Source organism: Sphingomonas oligoaromativorans (genome assembly GCF_011762195.1).
Classification (GTDB): Bacteria; Pseudomonadota; Alphaproteobacteria; order Sphingomonadales; family Sphingomonadaceae; genus Solisphingomonas; species Solisphingomonas oligoaromativorans.
In genome coordinates this window covers 198,642-214,838 of the sequence record NZ_JAASQK010000007.1, presented here as the reverse complement: position 1 = coordinate 214,838, position 16,197 = coordinate 198,642, and the positions used below count along the sequence as shown (strand labels likewise).

The 16,197-nt window shown below is 68.8% G+C and carries 21 protein-coding genes; 11 read left to right on the top strand and 10 right to left on the bottom strand.

The window, feature by feature from the left end; all coding sequences use genetic code 11:
* The first annotated feature begins 327 nt into the window (after positions 1 to 327).
* From FHS98_RS14930 to FHS98_RS14920, 3 genes are read left to right on the top strand one after another with little or no spacing between them, the layout of a single operon-like run.
* Positions 328 to 999 carry a pyrimidine 5'-nucleotidase gene (locus FHS98_RS14930; protein ID WP_167106768.1) on the top strand — a complete coding sequence of 224 codons (672 nt, stop codon included), beginning with the start codon at positions 328 to 330 and terminating at the stop codon, positions 997 to 999.
* Positions 996 to 1,835, top strand: coding sequence for a 2,3,4,5-tetrahydropyridine-2,6-dicarboxylate N-succinyltransferase (gene dapD, locus FHS98_RS14925; RefSeq protein WP_167106765.1), 840 nt, complete (start codon positions 996 to 998; stop codon positions 1,833 to 1,835). Before FHS98_RS14930 ends, dapD begins: the two co-directional genes overlap by 4 nt.
* Complete coding sequence (locus FHS98_RS14920) at positions 1,835 to 2,599, top strand: glutaminyl-peptide cyclotransferase (RefSeq protein WP_167106763.1); 765 nt, start codon at positions 1,835 to 1,837, stop codon at positions 2,597 to 2,599. Before dapD ends, FHS98_RS14920 begins: the two co-directional genes overlap by 1 nt.
* Positions 2,600 to 2,603: 4 nt before the next feature.
* Here the strand turns inward: FHS98_RS14920 and FHS98_RS14915 are convergent, their stop codons facing one another.
* Positions 2,604 to 3,098 carry a hypothetical protein gene (locus FHS98_RS14915; RefSeq protein ID WP_167106760.1) on the bottom strand — a complete coding sequence of 165 codons (495 nt, stop codon included), beginning with the start codon at positions 3,096 to 3,098 and terminating at the stop codon, positions 2,604 to 2,606.
* A 68-nt stretch (positions 3,099 to 3,166) separates the two neighbouring features.
* Complete coding sequence (locus FHS98_RS14910) at positions 3,167 to 3,715, bottom strand: TlpA family protein disulfide reductase (RefSeq protein ID WP_243848040.1); 549 nt, start codon at positions 3,713 to 3,715, stop codon at positions 3,167 to 3,169.
* A gap of 61 nt (positions 3,716 to 3,776) precedes the next feature.
* Between FHS98_RS14910 and argH the strand changes: the two genes are divergently transcribed.
* The 7 genes from argH to FHS98_RS14875 all read left to right on the top strand — a co-directional run bounded on the left by argH (position 3,777) and on the right by FHS98_RS14875 (position 11,100).
* Positions 3,777 to 5,153 carry an argininosuccinate lyase gene (argH, locus tag FHS98_RS14905; RefSeq protein ID WP_167106832.1) on the top strand — a complete coding sequence of 459 codons (1,377 nt, stop codon included), beginning with the start codon at positions 3,777 to 3,779 and terminating at the stop codon, positions 5,151 to 5,153.
* Positions 5,150 to 5,395: a hypothetical protein gene (locus tag FHS98_RS14900; RefSeq protein WP_167106754.1), complete on the top strand. Its 246-nt coding sequence runs from the start codon at positions 5,150 to 5,152 to the stop codon at positions 5,393 to 5,395. The genes argH and FHS98_RS14900 overlap by 4 nt, the downstream gene beginning before the upstream one ends.
* Positions 5,396 to 5,406: 11 nt before the next feature.
* Positions 5,407 to 6,699, top strand: coding sequence for a diaminopimelate decarboxylase (lysA, locus tag FHS98_RS14895; protein ID WP_167106751.1), 1,293 nt, complete (start codon positions 5,407 to 5,409; stop codon positions 6,697 to 6,699).
* A complete protein-coding gene (galU, locus tag FHS98_RS14890) occupies positions 6,699 to 7,559 on the top strand; it encodes a UTP--glucose-1-phosphate uridylyltransferase GalU (RefSeq protein WP_425057348.1) in 861 nt (286 codons plus the stop codon). Before lysA ends, galU begins: the two co-directional genes overlap by 1 nt.
* Before the next feature lie 62 nt (positions 7,560 to 7,621).
* Positions 7,622 to 8,389 carry a precorrin-2 dehydrogenase/sirohydrochlorin ferrochelatase family protein gene (locus tag FHS98_RS14885; RefSeq protein ID WP_167106746.1) on the top strand — a complete coding sequence of 256 codons (768 nt, stop codon included), beginning with the start codon at positions 7,622 to 7,624 and terminating at the stop codon, positions 8,387 to 8,389.
* 49 nt (positions 8,390 to 8,438) lie between these two features.
* Positions 8,439 to 8,840, top strand: coding sequence for a peptide-methionine (R)-S-oxide reductase MsrB (gene msrB, locus FHS98_RS14880; protein WP_167106743.1), 402 nt, complete (start codon positions 8,439 to 8,441; stop codon positions 8,838 to 8,840).
* Between the two features lie 52 nt (positions 8,841 to 8,892).
* Positions 8,893 to 11,100 carry a transglycosylase domain-containing protein gene (locus tag FHS98_RS14875; protein WP_425057347.1) on the top strand — a complete coding sequence of 736 codons (2,208 nt, stop codon included), beginning with the start codon at positions 8,893 to 8,895 and terminating at the stop codon, positions 11,098 to 11,100.
* On the opposite strand, the gene FHS98_RS14870 is transcribed toward FHS98_RS14875, so the two are convergent.
* Genes FHS98_RS14870 through FHS98_RS14860 form a run of 3 tightly spaced genes read right to left on the bottom strand, consistent with a single transcriptional unit; the run spans position 11,076 to position 12,825 of the window.
* Positions 11,076 to 11,783 (bottom strand): YgjP-like metallopeptidase domain-containing protein, encoded by a 708-nt coding sequence (locus FHS98_RS14870; RefSeq protein WP_167106740.1) that lies wholly within the window; start codon positions 11,781 to 11,783, stop codon positions 11,076 to 11,078. The two genes, FHS98_RS14875 and FHS98_RS14870, sit on opposite strands and share 25 nt — an antisense overlap.
* Positions 11,773 to 12,216 carry a YcgN family cysteine cluster protein gene (locus tag FHS98_RS14865; protein WP_167106737.1) on the bottom strand — a complete coding sequence of 148 codons (444 nt, stop codon included), beginning with the start codon at positions 12,214 to 12,216 and terminating at the stop codon, positions 11,773 to 11,775. The genes FHS98_RS14870 and FHS98_RS14865 overlap by 11 nt, the downstream gene beginning before the upstream one ends.
* Positions 12,217 to 12,219: 3 nt before the next feature.
* Entirely contained in the window at positions 12,220 to 12,825 is a 606-nt protein-coding gene (locus FHS98_RS14860; RefSeq protein WP_167106734.1) for an SCO family protein, read from the bottom strand.
* A 77-nt stretch (positions 12,826 to 12,902) separates the two neighbouring features.
* On the opposite strand from FHS98_RS14860, the gene FHS98_RS14855 reads away from it, so the two are divergent.
* Positions 12,903 to 13,523: an ankyrin repeat domain-containing protein gene (locus FHS98_RS14855; protein WP_167106731.1), complete on the top strand. Its 621-nt coding sequence runs from the start codon at positions 12,903 to 12,905 to the stop codon at positions 13,521 to 13,523.
* A 19-nt stretch (positions 13,524 to 13,542) separates the two neighbouring features.
* On the opposite strand, the gene FHS98_RS14850 is transcribed toward FHS98_RS14855, so the two are convergent.
* The 5 genes from FHS98_RS14850 to FHS98_RS14830 form a co-directional block, all read right to left on the bottom strand.
* Complete coding sequence (locus tag FHS98_RS14850; RefSeq protein WP_167106728.1) at positions 13,543 to 14,034, bottom strand: MmcB family DNA repair protein; 492 nt, start codon at positions 14,032 to 14,034, stop codon at positions 13,543 to 13,545.
* A gap of 41 nt (positions 14,035 to 14,075) precedes the next feature.
* Positions 14,076 to 14,636, bottom strand: a complete 561-nt coding sequence (locus FHS98_RS14845; RefSeq protein ID WP_167106724.1) for a cell wall hydrolase — start codon at positions 14,634 to 14,636, stop codon at positions 14,076 to 14,078.
* A 276-nt stretch (positions 14,637 to 14,912) separates the two neighbouring features.
* Positions 14,913 to 15,254, bottom strand: coding sequence for a DUF1491 family protein (locus FHS98_RS14840; protein ID WP_167106721.1), 342 nt, complete (start codon positions 15,252 to 15,254; stop codon positions 14,913 to 14,915).
* Positions 15,251 to 15,733, bottom strand: a complete 483-nt coding sequence (locus FHS98_RS14835; protein WP_167106718.1) for a hotdog domain-containing protein — start codon at positions 15,731 to 15,733, stop codon at positions 15,251 to 15,253. Before FHS98_RS14835 ends, FHS98_RS14840 begins: the two co-directional genes overlap by 4 nt.
* Positions 15,730 to 16,197, bottom strand: a complete 468-nt coding sequence (locus tag FHS98_RS14830) for a PTS sugar transporter subunit IIA (protein ID WP_167106715.1) — start codon at positions 16,195 to 16,197, stop codon at positions 15,730 to 15,732. Before FHS98_RS14830 ends, FHS98_RS14835 begins: the two co-directional genes overlap by 4 nt.

The window sequence follows — 16,197 nt, the reverse complement described above, 5'->3', positions numbered from 1 at the left end:
GCCACCCGCTACGACAAGACCGCCCTGTCCTTCGCCAGCTTCCTCAATCTCGCTGCCATCCGCAGGTGGTTGCCGCACTTTGTCAACGCAACCTAGGCCGGACCACTCCCGGGCTGTGATCCAGCCGTATCATACGCCACTTGCACAAAGCCTTTACCCGCTGGCAACTATCCTAACGCCTGTTATCGGGTGGCGCCTTATGTGGATTTCGCCAAATGAGCGAAAAACCAGCATTTAAACACTATCGAGTATGTAACGCCTATACAACGATCTGTTCACGACGCTGACCAGTTGCTCTGATATCGGCCAGCGGCTACCTCCGCGCCCATGACGCCTGCGCTCTCCCATATCCGCGCCTGGATCTTCGACCTCGACAACACGCTCTATCCGGCGTCGGCCGACCTGTTCGGCCTGATGGACGTGCGGATGACCGCCTATGTCGCGAGGACGCTCGGGATCGACGATCTCGGCGAGGCGCGGCGCATCCAGAAGGGCTATTTCCAGGCGCACGGCACCACCATGGCCGGGCTGATGCTGGAACATGACGTCGATCCGCACCATTATCTCGCCGACGTCCATGACATCGATCTCGACGTGCTGGCCGAGGATGCCCGCCTCGCCCGCCTGATCGCGCGGCTGCCGGGCCGCAAGCTGATCTTCACCAATGGCGACGCGCCCTATGCGGAGCGCGTGCTGGCGAAGCTCGGCCTGTCCAAGACCTTCGAGGCGATCCACGACATCCACGCCAGCGCCTACAAGCCCAAGCCGCACGAGGCGAGCTACGCCGCGATGGTGGCCGGGCTCGGCGTCGACCCGGCGACCAGCGTCTTCGTCGAGGACATGGCGCGCAACCTCAAGCCCGCCAAGACGCTGGGCATGACCACCGTGTGGCTCGACAACGGATCGGAACAGGGCCACGACGCCGACCGGTCCTTCGTGGACCACCACATCACCGATCTCGCCGAATGGCTCCATTCACTGCTTGGGGACGACCAATGACCGCCGATCTCGCCCGCACCATCGACGAAGCCTGGGAAGCCCGCGACGGCCTCAACTTCCAGACGCAGGGCGCCGTGCGCGAGGCTGTCGAGGCCGCGATCCTCGGCCTCGACAGCGGCCATTACCGCGTCGCCGAGAAGATCGACGGAGACTGGCATGTCCACCAGTGGCTGAAGAAGGCGGTGCTGCTCTCCTTCCGTCTCAACGACAACGCGGTGATCGATGGCGGCTCGGCGGGCGCGCCGGGCTTCGACAAGGTGCCGAGCAAGTTCGCCGGCTGGGGCGAGGCCGCCTTCCGCGATGCGGGCTTCCGCGCCGTGCCGGGCGCGGTCGCGCGCCGGGGCTCGTTCATCGCCAGGGGCGTCGTGCTGATGCCGAGCTTCGTCAACATCGGCGCCCATGTCGGCGAGGGCACGATGGTCGACACCTGGGCGACGGTCGGGAGCTGCGCGCAGATCGGCCGCAACGTCCACCTGTCGGGCGGCGTCGGCATCGGCGGCGTGCTGGAGCCGCTCCAGGCCAACCCGGTGGTGATCGAGGATGGCTGTTTCGTCGGCGCCCGCGCGGAAGTCGCGGAGGGCGTGATCGTCCGCGAGGGCGCGGTGCTGTCGATGGGCGTCTATCTCGGCGCCTCGACCAAGATCGTCGACCGCGCCACCGGCGAGGTGTTCGTGGGCGAAGTACCGGCCTATTCGGTGGTCGTGCCCGGCGCGCTCCCCGGCAAGCCTCTCCCTGACGGCACGCCCGGCCCGTCGCTCTACTGCGCGGTGATCGTGAAGCGCGTCGATGCGCAGACCCGCGCCAAGACCGGCATCAACGAGCTGCTCCGCGACTGATGCGTCGCATCGGCCGGCTCGCCGCTCTGCTGTTGACGCTCGCACCGTTCGCGGCGCGGGCGGCGCTGCCGGTCGAACAGGCGGAGGTGGTCCGCACCTATCCGCACGACACACATGCCTTCACCGAGGGCCTGCTGTTCCGCGACGGCTATCTCTACGAGAGCACGGGGCGCGAGGGGCAGTCGTTCATCCGCAAGGTGGACCTCGCCACCGGCCGCACCGTCGAGAGCGTGTCGCTCGCGCCGGGTATCTTCGGCGAGGGCATCGTCGACTGGAAGGACCAGCTCTACAGCGTGATCTGGCACGGTGGCATCGGCTCGCGCTGGACGCTCAAGGGCTTCAGGCATCTCGGCACTTTCCGCTACAGCGGCGAAGGCTGGGCGATGACGCAGGATGGCAGGAACGTCATCCTGTCGGACGGCACGCCGGTGCTGCGCTTCCTCGATCCCAGGACGCTGCAAGTGGTGCGGACGCTCACCGTCACGGCCGAGGGCGTGCCGATCCGGCAGGTCAACGAACTGGAATATGTCCGTGGCGAGATCCTCGCCAACATCTGGATGACCAACGCGATCGCGCGGATCGACCCGACGACCGGCCATGTGAAGGGCTGGATCGACGTCAGCGCGCTCGCCGCCAAGGTCGGCGCGACCGACCCCGACTCCGTCCCCAACGGCATCGCCTATGACAAGGTGGGAAACCGCCTGTTCGTCACTGGCAAGAACTGGCCGTTGCTGTTCCAGATCAGGCTGCCGGCGGCGCGCTGAGCCTTCAGCGGCGGGTAAGCGTCACCGAGAGCCCGCCCTCACCCTCCAGCGTCACCGGCTTGCCCTGCGGCAGCTCGACACGGCTTTCGAGGCGGACGGTGCTGCTGGCGCTGCGACCACCGCAATCCTTGTCGTCACCATAGGGCGCGGTCCGCTCGATGCTGACCCGCGCCGCGCCTTCGGCCAGCGGATAGTCCGGGTTGATCGACACCGAGAAGGTGGTGAAGCGCGTTCCCGTCCTGCCGGCGCGCGGATCGGCGTCGGGGCAAGCCCGCGATTCGCGCAGTTGCTGGGAGAAGGAGGCGGTGCCGTCCGACGCGCGGCTGAGATCGCCGCTCCACAGCAGGCGACCGCCATGGCGAAGCTGGACCGCGATCGTCTCGGTGGTGCGCGGGGTGGAGGACCGCATGATGGGCGGGGCCACCACCGACGGCGCGAGGACGACCGGAGGCGGCGGCGCGGCCGCCACCGCCGTGAGAATCGCGAGCAACGGAATCATGGCCATCTCATCCTTCCCCGGATGCATGAACGCTCCGGGGACTGTGGCTGACGACCGTTAAGTGGCCGTTACGAGGCCTGCGCGATCAGCGCCGCCGCTTCCGGGCTCGTCCAGTCCATGCCGCCGCTGACCCGCCACACCTCCTTGCCCTTCGAATCATAGAGGATCGTGGTCGGCAGATCGGCTGCGCCGGTGGCGCTCATCAACTGGTTCCTGGCGTCGGTGTACGCCGTGAGCGCCTTCAGGCCGTGGCTCTTCCAGAAGGGCTGGACCTGCGCGTCGCCGCCCATGTCCTGGCTCACCGTCACCACGGCGAGCTTGCCGGTCTCGCGCTGCGCCAGCGCGTCGAGCGCCGGCAGCTCCTTGACGCACGGCCCGCACCAGGTCGCCCAGAGATTGACCAGCACCGGATGCCCCCGGAAGCTGGAGAGCGTCGCCGGAGAGCCGCCCGGCGCGGCGAAGGGCATCCCCGGCATCGCCTCGCCCTTGTGGGTGCTGTCGACGCGACTGGTCTCGACCGGCGGGGCCACGGGGGGCGTGGCCTGATTCGCGGTGGCCTTTGCTTGCTCCGCCGACGGCTTGGGCTTATCGCAGCCGGCGGCTGCCAAGGCGACCATGAGCGGGAGAAGAACGATTAGCGAGCGGGCCGACAACGAGCGCAAGACGGGCTCCAATCAGATGTGGGGCGGGCGCTTCGCCGAAGGGCCGGCCGCGGTGATGCGCGAAATTAACGCCTCGATCCCGTTCGACAAGCGTTTGTGGAAACAGGACGTCGCCGGTTCCAAGGCCCATGTCGCCATGCTCGGCGCTCAGGGCATCATCTCGGCCGAGGATGTCGCCGCGATCGACGCCGGTCTGGACAAGGTCGCCGCCGAATATGCCGAACATGGCGTCACCGACGATCTCGCGCTCGAAGACATCCATATGGCGACCGAAAGTCGTCTGGCCGAACTGATCGGGCCTGCGGCGGGGCGCCTGCACACCGCGCGCTCGCGCAACGATCAGGTCGCGACCGACTTCCGCCTCTGGGTGCGCGACGCGATCGATTCGGTGGACGCGGGCCTGACGGCCCTCCAGCGCGCGCTGGTCGCCCGCGCCGAGGAACATGCGGAAAGCGTGATGCCCGGCTTCACCCATCTTCAGGCCGCGCAGCCGGTGACGCTCGGCCATCATCTGATGGCCTATTACGAGATGGTCCGCCGCGACCGCTCGCGCTTCGCCGATGCGCGGGTGCGGATGAACGAGTCGCCGCTCGGCGCGGCGGCGCTGGCCGGCACCGGCTTCCCGATCGACCGGCAGGCGACGGCCAAGGCGCTCGGCTTCGACCGCCCGACCGCCAACTCGCTGGATTCCGTCTCCGATCGCGACTTCGCGCTCGATTATCTGATGGCGGCCTCGCAGGCCTCGCTCCACCTCTCGCGCTTGGCGGAAGAGATCGTGCTGTGGGCCTCGCAGCCCTTCGGCTTCGTGAGCCTGCCCGATCAGTGGTCGACCGGCTCGTCGATCATGCCGCAGAAGCGCAACCCCGACGCCGCCGAGCTGGTGCGCGGCCATTCGGGGCGGATCATGGGCTGCCTCACGTCGCTGATGGTGACGATGAAGGGCCTGCCGCTCGCCTATTCGAAGGATATGCAGGACGACAAGCCGCCCGTCTTCGAGGCGCACGACCTGCTCGCCCTCTCGATCGCGGCGATGACCGGGATGATCGAGACGCTGACCTTCCGCACCGACCGGATGCGCGCGGCGGCCGAGGCCGGCTTCTCCACCGCGACCGATCTGGCCGACCGGCTCGTCCGCGTCGCCGGCGTCCCCTTCCGCGAGGCGCACCATATCACCGGCACCGTGGTGAAGCTCGCCGAAGGCAAGGGCTGCGCCCTCTCCGACCTGACGCTCGGCGAATTGCAGGCGGTCGACGCCCGCATCGACGAGGGCGTGAAGGCGGCGCTGTCGGTCGACGCCTCCGTTGCCGCCCGCGCCAGCGAAGGCGGCACCGCGCCGGCCCGTGTCCGCGAAGCGGTGGCGAAGGCGCGCGCAATCCTGGAGGCTGAGGCATGAAACGGGCGACGATCCTCACGCTCGCGGCGCTCGCGCTGCTGGCGGGCTGCGGCAAGAAGGCGGTGCTGCGTCCCGCCGACGGCCGGACCCTGCCGCCCAAATCGGCCACCGCCGCGAGCCAGCCGAGCGTGGCCGACCTGCTCAATCCCGGCACCGAGGCCCGCCCGACCCGCGAGGACGAGCTGGTGACCAAATCCAAACCGCTCGAGCCCGACCGGTTCGACCTTCCCCCGCCCGGCTGAGACCAGAATCCATGGATCATTTCGACCTTCATAACGGCGCCCTTCACGCCGAACAGGTGCCGCTGGACGCGATCGCGGATGCGGTCGGCACCCCCGTCTATGTCTATTCGGCGGCGACCATCCGCCGCCATGTCCGCGTGTTCCGCGAGGCGCTTGCCGGGCTGGAGCATGAGGGGCAGGCCCCGCTCGTCGCCTTCGCGGTGAAGGCCAATCCCAATGCCGCCGTGCTCTCGGTGCTGGCGGGGCTCGGCTGCGGCGCCGACGTGGTGTCGGGCGGCGAACTGATGCGCGCCCGTGCGGCGGGGATCGCGGCCGAGAAGATCGTCTTCTCCGGCGTCGGCAAGACGGCGGACGAGATGGCGCTCGCGCTCCAGGAGGGCATCGGCCAGTTCAACCTCGAATCCGAGGAAGAGGCCCGCACCCTCTCCGCCGTCGCGACCGGCCTCGGCCTCACCGCCCGCGTCGCCTTCCGGGTGAACCCGGACGTCGATGCCGGCACCCACGCCAAGATCTCGACCGGCCGCTCCGAGAACAAGTTCGGCATAGGCTATGATCTGGCGCCCGATGCCTATGCGCGCGCCGCCGCCCTCCCCGGCCTCGCGATTCAGGGCGTCGCCGTCCATATCGGCAGCCAGCTCACCGACCTCGGGCCGCTGGAGACCGCCTTCGGCCGCATCGGCGCGCTGATCGCCACCCTGCGCGCGGCGGGTCACACGATCACCACCGCCGATCTCGGCGGCGGCCTTGGCGTGCCTTACGATCCGACCAAGCCCGCCCCGCCTGCCCCCTCGGCCTATGGCGAGATGGTCCGCCGCGCGACCGCCGGGTGGAATGTCCGCCTGATGTTCGAGCCGGGCCGCCTGATCGTCGGCAATGCCGGCGTGCTCTTGACCAGCGTCATCCGCGTGAAGCCGGGCGCCCAGGCCCCGTTCGTGATCGTTGACGCGGCGATGAACGACCTGATGCGCCCCGCGCTCTACGACGCCTGGCACGACATCCGCGCCGTCCACCCCTCGGGCGAGCGATTCGTGGCGAACGTCGTCGGCCCGGTCTGCGAGACCGGGGACACCTTCGCGATGCAGCGTTCCATGGATCGGGTGGATGAAGGCGAACGTGTCGTCTTCATGACGGCCGGAGCCTATGCGGCCACCATGGCGAGCACCTATAACAGCCGCGCGCTCACACCCGAGGTTCTGGTATCGGGGGATCGTTGGGCGGTGGTGAGAAAAAGACAGAATCTCGAGGCACTGATCGCCGCCGACAGCGTTCCCGCGTGGGCTCTCAACGAACCGACGGAGGATTGATGGTACGCAAGCTGCGCAAGGCCGTGTTCCCAGTGGGAGGCCTCGGCACGAGATTTCTGCCTGCGACCAAGGCCATGCCGAAGGAGATGCTGCCGGTCGTCGACAAGCCGCTCATTCAATATGCGGTGGAAGAGGCGCTGGAAGCCGGCATCGAACAGATGATCTTCGTCACCGGTCGCGGCAAGCACGCGATCGAGGACCATTTCGACATCGCCTACGAACTCGAATCGACCATGGCCGGTCGCGGCAAGTCGCTGACCGTGCTGGAAGGCACGCGTCTCACCCCCGGCAACATCGCCTATTGCCGCCAGCAGGAGCCGATGGGCCTCGGCCACGCCGTCTGGTGCGCGCGCGACATCGTCGGCGACGAGCCCTTCGCCGTGCTGCTCGCGGACGACTTCATGGTCGGCAAGCCGGGCTGCCTCAAGCAGATGGTCGAGGCTTATGAGAAGGTCGGCGGCAACATGATCTGCGCGCAGGAAGTCGCGCACGAGAACACCGACAAATACGGCATCATCACGCCCGGCACGCGCGACGGCGCGCTGACCGAGGTGAAGGGTCTGGTCGAAAAGCCCAAGCCCGAGGCCGCGCCGTCCAACCTCGCCATCGTCGGCCGCTACATCCTCCAGCCGGAGGTGATGCGCGTCCTCGAAAGCCAGGAGAAGGGCGCCGGCGGGGAAATCCAGCTCACCGACGCGATGGCGCGCATGATCGGCGAGATGCCGTTCCATGGCGTCACCTTCGACGGCGTGCGCCATGATTGCGGCGACAAGGCCGGCTTCATCCAGGCGAACATCGCGCTGGCGCTGGAGCGGTCCGACGTCGGCCCGGCGGTGAAGGCCTTCATCGACTCCCTCTGATCCGACGACGGGGGCGGCCTGCCGGCTTGGCAAGGCCGCCCTTCCCGGCGACAAGACGGGCGATGCACAGCCTGCCCGTCTTCCTCCGCCTCGAAGGCACGCCGGTGATCCTGATCGGCACCGGTGACACCGCCGACGCCAAGCGCCGCCTGCTCGAACGGGCCGGTGCGCGGGTCATCGAGGAATCCGGCAACGCCGCTCTCGCCATCGTGGCTCTCGAAGGCGATTCCGAGGCCGAATCGGCCGTGGCCCGGCTCAAGGCGCGGGGAATCCTCGTCAACGCGGTCGACCGGTCGGCGCTGTGCGACTTCACCCTCCCGGCCATCGTCGACCGCGACCCGGTGCTGATCGCGATCGGGACCGGAGGGGCCTCCGCAGGGCTCGCCAAGGCGCTCCGGCAGCGTCTGGAGGCGCTTCTCCCCTCCGGCCTCGGCACGCTGGCAGACGCGCTCCACGGTGCCCGCACGGCGATCCGCGCGCGCTTCCCCGATGCCGCCACCCGCCGCCGCGCCATCGACGCCGCGCTCGATCCGGGCGGGCCGCTCGATGCGCTGGGCGAGGTGCCGGCCTCCGCCGTGGAGCGCTGGCTCGCCGCGCCCGACGCGCCGCGATCCGCCATCACCGTCCGCATCGCGCTCCGCTCCGGCGATCCCGACGATCTGACCCTCGCCGAGGCCCGCTGGCTCGGTCGCGCGGATCGGGTCTATCATGACGTCGGCGTGCCGGCCGCGATCCTCCGCCGGGTGCGTGCCGACGCCGCCTGCATCGCCGGGCCGCCGCCCGAAGATGTGCCCGCGGGCGTGACGATCCTGCTGAAGGCGATGGCGTAGCCCCCCGCCTCGATTGACGGACAGAAGGCATCGCCCCATCTCCCCGCCCATGGAGAAGATACACCTCACCGATAACGAATGGCGCCAGCGCCTCAGCGCCGAGCAATATCATGTGCTGCGCGAGGCCGGCACCGAGCGCGCCTTCACCGGCCGCTACTGGAACAACCACGAGACCGGCGAATATCTCTGCGCCGGCTGCGGCACCCAGCTTTTCAACAGCGGCACCAAATTTGATTCCGGCTGCGGCTGGCCGAGCTTCACCGCGCCGGCCGACGAATCCCTGATCGAGGAGCGCATCGACACCAGCCACGGCATGGTCCGCACCGAAGTGCGGTGCGCGCGCTGCGGCGGGCATCTCGGCCATGTCTTCCCGGACGGTCCGGGGCCGGCGGGCTTACGCTATTGCATCAATTCGGCCTCGCTCGATTTCGACGGCGACGGCGGCAACTGACAGCAGACCGCTTGTCGTGCCGCGCAGGACGGGCTAACCGCTGCGCACAAGCATGGCTCGCCCGATACGCCCCACCAACCGACAGGCCCCGCCGCCCGAGCCCCGCCGCCGCCAACGGAGTGGCTTTGTGAAAGCGTTGCGCACGTCCCTCAAGATTTTCGCTGGTCTGGCCCTGCTCGCGCTGATCGCGCTGGGGGTGGCGATCGGCATCACCATGTCGTCGCTGCCGAGCTTCGACGCGCTCAAATCGTCGCCCAACGGGCAGATGATCCGCGTCCACGCCGCCGACGGCACGGTGCTGGTGTCGATCGGGCCGAGCTACGGCCAATGGCTGCGCGGCGACCAGATTCCGCAGGTGATGAAGGATGCGATGGTCTCGGTGGAGGACCGCCGCTTCTATGAGCATCCCGGCGTCGATCCGATCGGCATCCTGCGCTCGGTCCAGGTGCGCATCACGAGCGGACACTGGCGCCAGGGCGGATCGACCATCACCCAGCAGCTCGCCCGCAACGTCTTCCTCACCAACAACAAGACGTGGACGCGCAAGATCCACGAACAGATCCTCGCGCTGGCGATGGAGCGGAAATTCTCGAAGGACCAGATCCTCGAGCTGTATCTCAACAAGGTCTATTTCGGCGGCGGCAGCTACGGCATCGACGCCGCGAGCCGCAAATTCTTCGGCCATGGCGCGGATCAACTGAGCCTCGGCGAAGCCGCGATCATCGCCGGCCTCGTCAAGGCGCCGTCCAACTATTCGCCCACCGCCGACGTGCAGGCCGCCGTCGGCCGCGCCTCGGTCGTCCTCGATACGATGGTGGAGACGGGCAAGATCAGCCGCGCGCAGGCGCTCGCCGCCGATCCCGGCGCGGTGAAGCTCGCGCCCGACACCAAGCAGAACAGCGTCCGCTACTTCACCGACTGGGCTCTGCCGCAGCTCAGCACGCTGATCGACGACCAGACCGACCCGCTCGACGTGTGGACCACGCTCGATCTCAACATGCAGCGCTCGGCCGATCGCGCGATCCAGCAGGATACCCCGGCGGGCCTTCAGGGCGCGCTGGTGTCGATGGAGCGCGACGGCGCGGTGCGCGCGATGGTGGGCGGCCGCGATTACATCAACTCGATCTACAACCGCGCCACGCAGGCGCAGCGCCAGCCGGGTTCGGCGTGGAAGCTGTTCGTCTACCTCGCCGCGATCGAGGCCGGGCACAAGCCCGACGAGGCGATCGTCGACGAGCCCGTCACCATCGACGGCTGGAGCCCGCGCAACGACGAGCGCACCTATTCGGGCCAGATCAACATCCGCACCGCCTTCGCCTTCTCGCTCAACACGGTGGCGGCGAAGCTGGGGCAGATGGTGGGCTTCCAGACGGTCGCCGACATGGCGCGCCGCTTCGGCATCACCACGCCGATCAACACGCACCCCTCGATGGTGCTGGGCACGTCGGACGTGCGCCTGATCGACATGACCCGCGCCTTCGCCGAGATCGACAACAAGGGCGCCGCGGTGATCCCCTATGCGATCACCAAGGTGGTCGGCCCCGAGGGTCGCCTGCTCTATGAACACACTCCGCCGGAATCGCGCGTGCTGGTGGCGCCGCAGGTGGCCCAGCAGATGACCGACCTGCTCCAGACCGCCGTCAACACCGGCACGGCCCGCGCCGCGCAGATCGGCCGCCCGGTGGCGGGCAAGACGGGCACCACCTCGTCCAACAAGGATGGCTGGTTCCTCGGCTTCTCCTCCGGCCTCACGACCGGCGTGTGGATGGGCCGCGACGATGCGAAGCCCAATCCCGGCCTCTATGGCGGCCGTGCCCCGGCGCACGCCTTCGCCGACTATATGAAGCAGGCCGTCGCCAACCGTCCGGTCGAGCAGTTCGACACCGCCGTGACGCTGCCCGAATGGCAGCTCGAGCCGGACGACGAGGCCTATTATGGCCAGCCCGACAACGGCATCCCGACGATCGACGCCGATGGTCAGGTGGTCCAGCCGGGCGTGGCGCCCGACGGCACGCCCGCCCAGCCCGGCGACGGCGGCCTCCCGCAGGGGCAGCCGGCGGTGCAGGTCCATCGCGGCGCCGACACCAGCACCGAAGACGACTGGCGCGGCCCGCCGCCGCCGCCTTCGCCCGCTCCGGCGCAACAGCAGCCTCAGCAGCGGCTCGACCAGCATTGGCTGGACGGCGTCCTCGGGCGCGGCAATGGCAAGGCCACCCCGCCGCGCGGCGGGGGCGGTCAGCCTTCGCAGCCGATCCAGTAAAGCCCCGCCCCGTTCGCCCGGAGCCAGGCGCGCGCCGGCCCCGGATCGGTGCCGAGCAGCCGGGCCTCGGCGGCGCGGAAGGCGGGCGAATGGTCCATATGCAGCCGGTGCGCGACCTCATGCGCCACGGTCGAGCTGAGGACGAAGGGCGGCGCGAGGATCAGCCGCCACGCATAGCGGATATTCCCGGATGAGGAGCAGCTCCCCCAGCGCGCGCGCGGATCGCCGATCGAGACGCGCCCGACGGTGACGCAAGCCCGCGCGGCCACCTCACGGGTCTCGGCCTCGAGCTGGCGCAGCGCCTCGCGCTTCGCCCAGGCGATCACGCGCCTGGCGATGCCCTCCTCCGGGCCGCCGACGAGCAGCCGGTCGCCTTCCAGCCTCACGATGCGCGAATGGGCGGGCGACCAGTCGATCCGCGTCTCCACGCCGCGAAAGGGAATGACCCCGCCCGCGACGATCGGCCGGGGTTGCGGGAGGAGCGCGAGCTGCTGCTCGATCCAGTCGCGATGCGCCTCGACCCACTGGCGGGCGGCACGCTCCGATCCCCGGCGCGGCAGGGTGAGCCGCACGCTGCCGTCGCGCGGGTCGACCGCCAGCCGCACGCGCCGCGCACTGGCGACGCGGCGCACGATCAGCGGGCGGCTGAGCGCTCCACCGACGAAGACCGGCTCAGAGCTCACGCTCGACGATATGCAGTTCGAGATCGCCCGCCTCATCCTCGGACACCGTCCAGCCGCGCACCGAGATGCCGGCGCGATGCACCGATTCCGGGTCGCCCGAGATCAGCGGATGCCAGTCCTCCAGAGGCCGGCCCTCCGCGAGCAGGCGATAGGCGCAGGTGGTGGGCAGCCAGTCGATCGTCGCCAGCGTGCGCGGGTTCAGCCGCACGCATTCGGGGACATAGGCGTGGCGGTGCCGATAATCCTTGCAGCGCCCCGCGCGCCGGTCCAGCAGGCGGCAGGCGACGTTGGTGGGATAGATCTCCCCCGTCGCGTCATCCTCCAGCTTGTGCAGGCAGCATTTGCCGCAGCCGTCGCACAGCGACTCCCATTCGGCCCGGGTCATGTCCTCGAGACGCTTGGTTTCCCAGAAACGATCAGCCGGAACGGCCATGACTCAATGCACCCACTGCGCCAGCGTGTCGGCGACGGCCTTGGCGCCCTGATCGGTCGGGACCAGCGCGATCGGCTGGCCGTCCGGCCCGAACAGAATCACCTGGCTGCTATGATCGACAAGATAGCCGCTCGCACCCGCCGCTGTCGCCTGCTTATGATAATAGACGCCATAGGCCTTGGCAGCGGCGGCGATCGCGTCCGGCGTGCCGGTCAGCCCGACCAGCGGCTTTCCGAAGGCGGCGACATAGGATTTGAGCACCGCCGGCGTATCCCGCTCGGGATCGACGGTGATGAAGACGGGCACCAGCTTCGCGGCTTCCGCCGGCGAGGCCGAGGCGAAGGCCCGATAGCCCTGCATCAGCGCCTGCAAGGTCGTCGGGCAGACATCCGGGCAGAAGCTGTAGCCGAAATAGACCGCGCGATAGCGGCCGGCGAAGCTCCTGTCGGTGGTCGGCCGGCCATCCTGATCGACCAGCGAGAAGGCCCCGCCCAGCCGCGCGCCCGCCAGCGGCGGCGTTTGGGCGGCGGGCTGACGGGAACATCCACCGAGCACCGTCAGCGACAGGGCAAGGGCGGCGATGGCGGCGAAGGGCGTACGCACATTCATGGCAACGCCAGCCATGCTTTGCTATGGCGCGCGATGCAAGCAAGGCGGGCGTTTCCCGCGGACAGGGAGTGAGATCGATGGGGCGTTGTGCAGGGCGCGTATTCGGGGCGCTGATCTTGGCCGGCACGCTGGCGGCCTTTCCGGCGTCGCTCCAGGCCCAGGACATCGTCTCGCAGGGCTATAAGTTCATCAAGGCGGTGCGCGACCGCGACGGCGACAAGGTGCAGGGCGCGCTCGACAGGCCGGGCAACACCATGGTCCTCTCCCGCGACGAGAAGACCGGCGAGAACGCGCTGCACATCGTCGTGAAGCGCCGCGACATGGCGTGGGTGCGCTACATGCTGGCGAAGGGCGCGGCGATGGACGGGCGCGACAATCAGGGCAACACCCCCCTGCTCGACGCCGCGCAGATCGGCTTCGTCGAGGCCGAGCAACTGCTGCTCGACGTCGGCGCCTCGGTGGATCTCGCCAACAATCGCGGCGAGACGCCCCTCATCATCGCGACCCAGACGCATGATCTCGCCTCGGTCCGCGTGCTTGTCGCCCATGGCGCGGACCCGAAGGAGACCGATCATGTCGCCGGCATGTCGGCCTATGACTATGCCAAGCGCGATGGCCGCTCGGCCGCGATCCTGAAGGTGTTCGAAGAGGCCAAGCCGGTCGTGAAGAAGAAGGTCTCCGGCCCGACCCTGAACTGAGGCCGGGCGGGCGCGGGCCTCAGTCCGCGCCTTCGAGGCCGGAATCGAGCCCCGCCATCATCCGCCGCGCCGCCCGCCGGGCGAAACGCAGCGTCTCGGCCTTGCGCCGCGCCGCCGCCAGCGGCCGGCACGCCGCCTCGCGCAGGATCGCCGCATCATAGCGATCCGCCACGATCAGCCCGGCCAGATCGGGCCGGAACGCCTCCTCCTCCAGCGGAGAGAGGTCGAACCCGGTCGGCAGCGCCCAGTAGAAGCGGTCGCAATAATCGAGATAATCCGGCCATTTCATGTCGCCGAGCAGATCGGCGCGCGAGACCTTGATCTCGACGATGGTGACGAGGCCCTTGCCGTCGATCGCCATGATATCGGCGCGGCGGCCATTGCCGAGCGGCACTTCGCACAGCGCCATCCAGTCCGCCCGGTAGAAGAGACGCGAAACGCCCCGCGCGACGTCGCCCGCGATCAGCGGGGCATCGGCGAGGCAATTCGGAAGCTCAGCGGGAATCGCCATATCGCCTGATTAGAACATCAGGCGAACAGACGAAAGATCGATCAGCGGAAGAAGATGTGGTTGCCGAGCGAGGCGACCTTGATCTTGCCCCAGCCCGGCGAAACGCGGCGGGCGTGGAAGAAGAGCGCATCGGGGGCCACCTGCTTCCACAGGCCGTCACGCGCGATCTTCGCGATCGCCACGGCGCGCTTCCATGCCGTGCTCGCGCGCGGCGGGGTCGGCATCGATCCCTTGTGCAGGAAGGAGAACTGGCCCGGCTGACGCACGACACCGCACACCGAATCCGGGAAACGACCCGAGGCGGTGCGGTTCATGATCGTCTGCGCGACGGCGAGCTGGCCGTTCAGCGGCTCGCCCTTGGCTTCGAAATAGACCGAGGTGGCGAGGCAATCGCCCTGCTTGTCGCCCGTGGTGTCGGCGACACGCTCGGCCACGAGGTCTTCGAGGCTCTGGGGCGTGGGGGCCGCGGCCTGCTGGTCATCGGCCTGGGCCGGAGGCGCCAGCGGGATGTCCGTCGAGGACGAGGTGGAGAAATCGGAATTGCGGGCTTCGAGAGAGCGCACATCCACGGCGAGAAGAGGAGCCGTGACCGCTGCCAGCATCACTGTGGCGGTTCCCCGGGGGGCGGAGCCTTCGGCTGCGAAGGACGGCGCCGCGACGGTCAGGGTGCCAAGCAGGCAGAAAAGGGACGCCACCGCGAGGGCAGCGCGCGAAAACGTGCGCATTATGATCCGCGAACATGCGGCAGACCGTACGCTCCGTCCCCCAAGGATACGCTGGGACGGTGTCGATCTCCCGACTACGGGGGCTGCCCTGGAAACGCAGGCGGCCGCCGTTATCAAAATGTGAGGCCTCTTTCGCGGGGCGGAGGCCCGCCGTCAACCCGTCGAGATCATTGCAGCGGCGAACCGTTCGACTCCTGCGACATCCAGTTCCACGATCCACAGATCGCTGTCGAACCTGCGCCGACGCTCAATATAGCCGGAAAGTTCCTCATTTTCCGTCAAGTCGTGCGGCCCCGTCGGCGACCAGCGATAGTCTCCTTTTGGGTCAAGAAGCCGTTCGAGCAGCATTTTAGGGACGCCCCGCTCGGCGAGCAGCAACAGGATCGCGCCGGCTTCGGGATCGCCCCGCCGCAATACGGCGGCGTGCCCTCCCTCTCCCTCGATCCGGCGGATCAGGGCGGACACCTCCACCCGCGCGGCGAGGCGCGCGCTCATCCGTTCGGGGCGGAGGCGCTGGCGTAGCCGGGCAGCGAGGACAGCGGGAAATGCGAGCGCATGAAGGTGCCCGTGCCGCGCGACACCTCCTCGCCGGTGGAATCGAGCAGGCGCGCATCGGCGACCAGCACGCGCCGCCGGCCGCTCACCCACCGCCCTTCCGCCACCGCCGGGCCGGCCTTGATCGGGCGGGTCAGCAGCAGGTTGAACGCGGTGGTCAGCACGAAGCGATCGCTGACCAGGCTGTTCGCCGCGTAGAAGGCCGCATCGTCCAGCATCTTGAAATAGATCGTGCCGTGCGCCGCCCCGGCGGCATGATAGAAGCGCTCGTCCACGTCGAAATGGATGCGGGTGACGCCCGCTTCGGGGATCTCGAGGCGGGATGCGAACAGCCTGTTGATCGGCGCGGCCGCATAGAGCGATTCCAGCGCGGCGAAATGCGCGCGCTCGCCCGCCGGCGTATCGGAGGGCTTCGTCACGCGGCGTCGCGGGCCTGGCTGTCGGCGAACAGGGCGTAGAGCGCGTCGGCCGATCCCGCGCCGCGCAGCTTGGCGACGAAGGCACGGTCCCGGAGCCTGCGGCTCACCCGTGCCAGCGCCTTGAGATGATCGACGCCCGCGTCCGGCGGCGAGAGCAGCAGGAAGACCAGATCGACCGGCATCCCATCGATCGCCGCGAACTCGATCGGCTGGGGCAGCTTGGCGAACAGCGCCACGACATGGCCGAGATCGTCGATCTTGCCATGCGGAATGGCGACGCCGCCGCCGAAGCCGGTGGAGCCCAGCCGCTCGCGTTCGGCCAGCCGCTCGCCCACCTGGCGCGCGTCGAGGCCGAGCCTCTCCGCCGCCAGATTGGCGAGAGTCTGGAACAAAGCCTTTTTCGAGGCCGCCGCCAGATCATGGAAGACGGCCTCGGGAGGCAGGATATCGCTGAAATCGTCCAC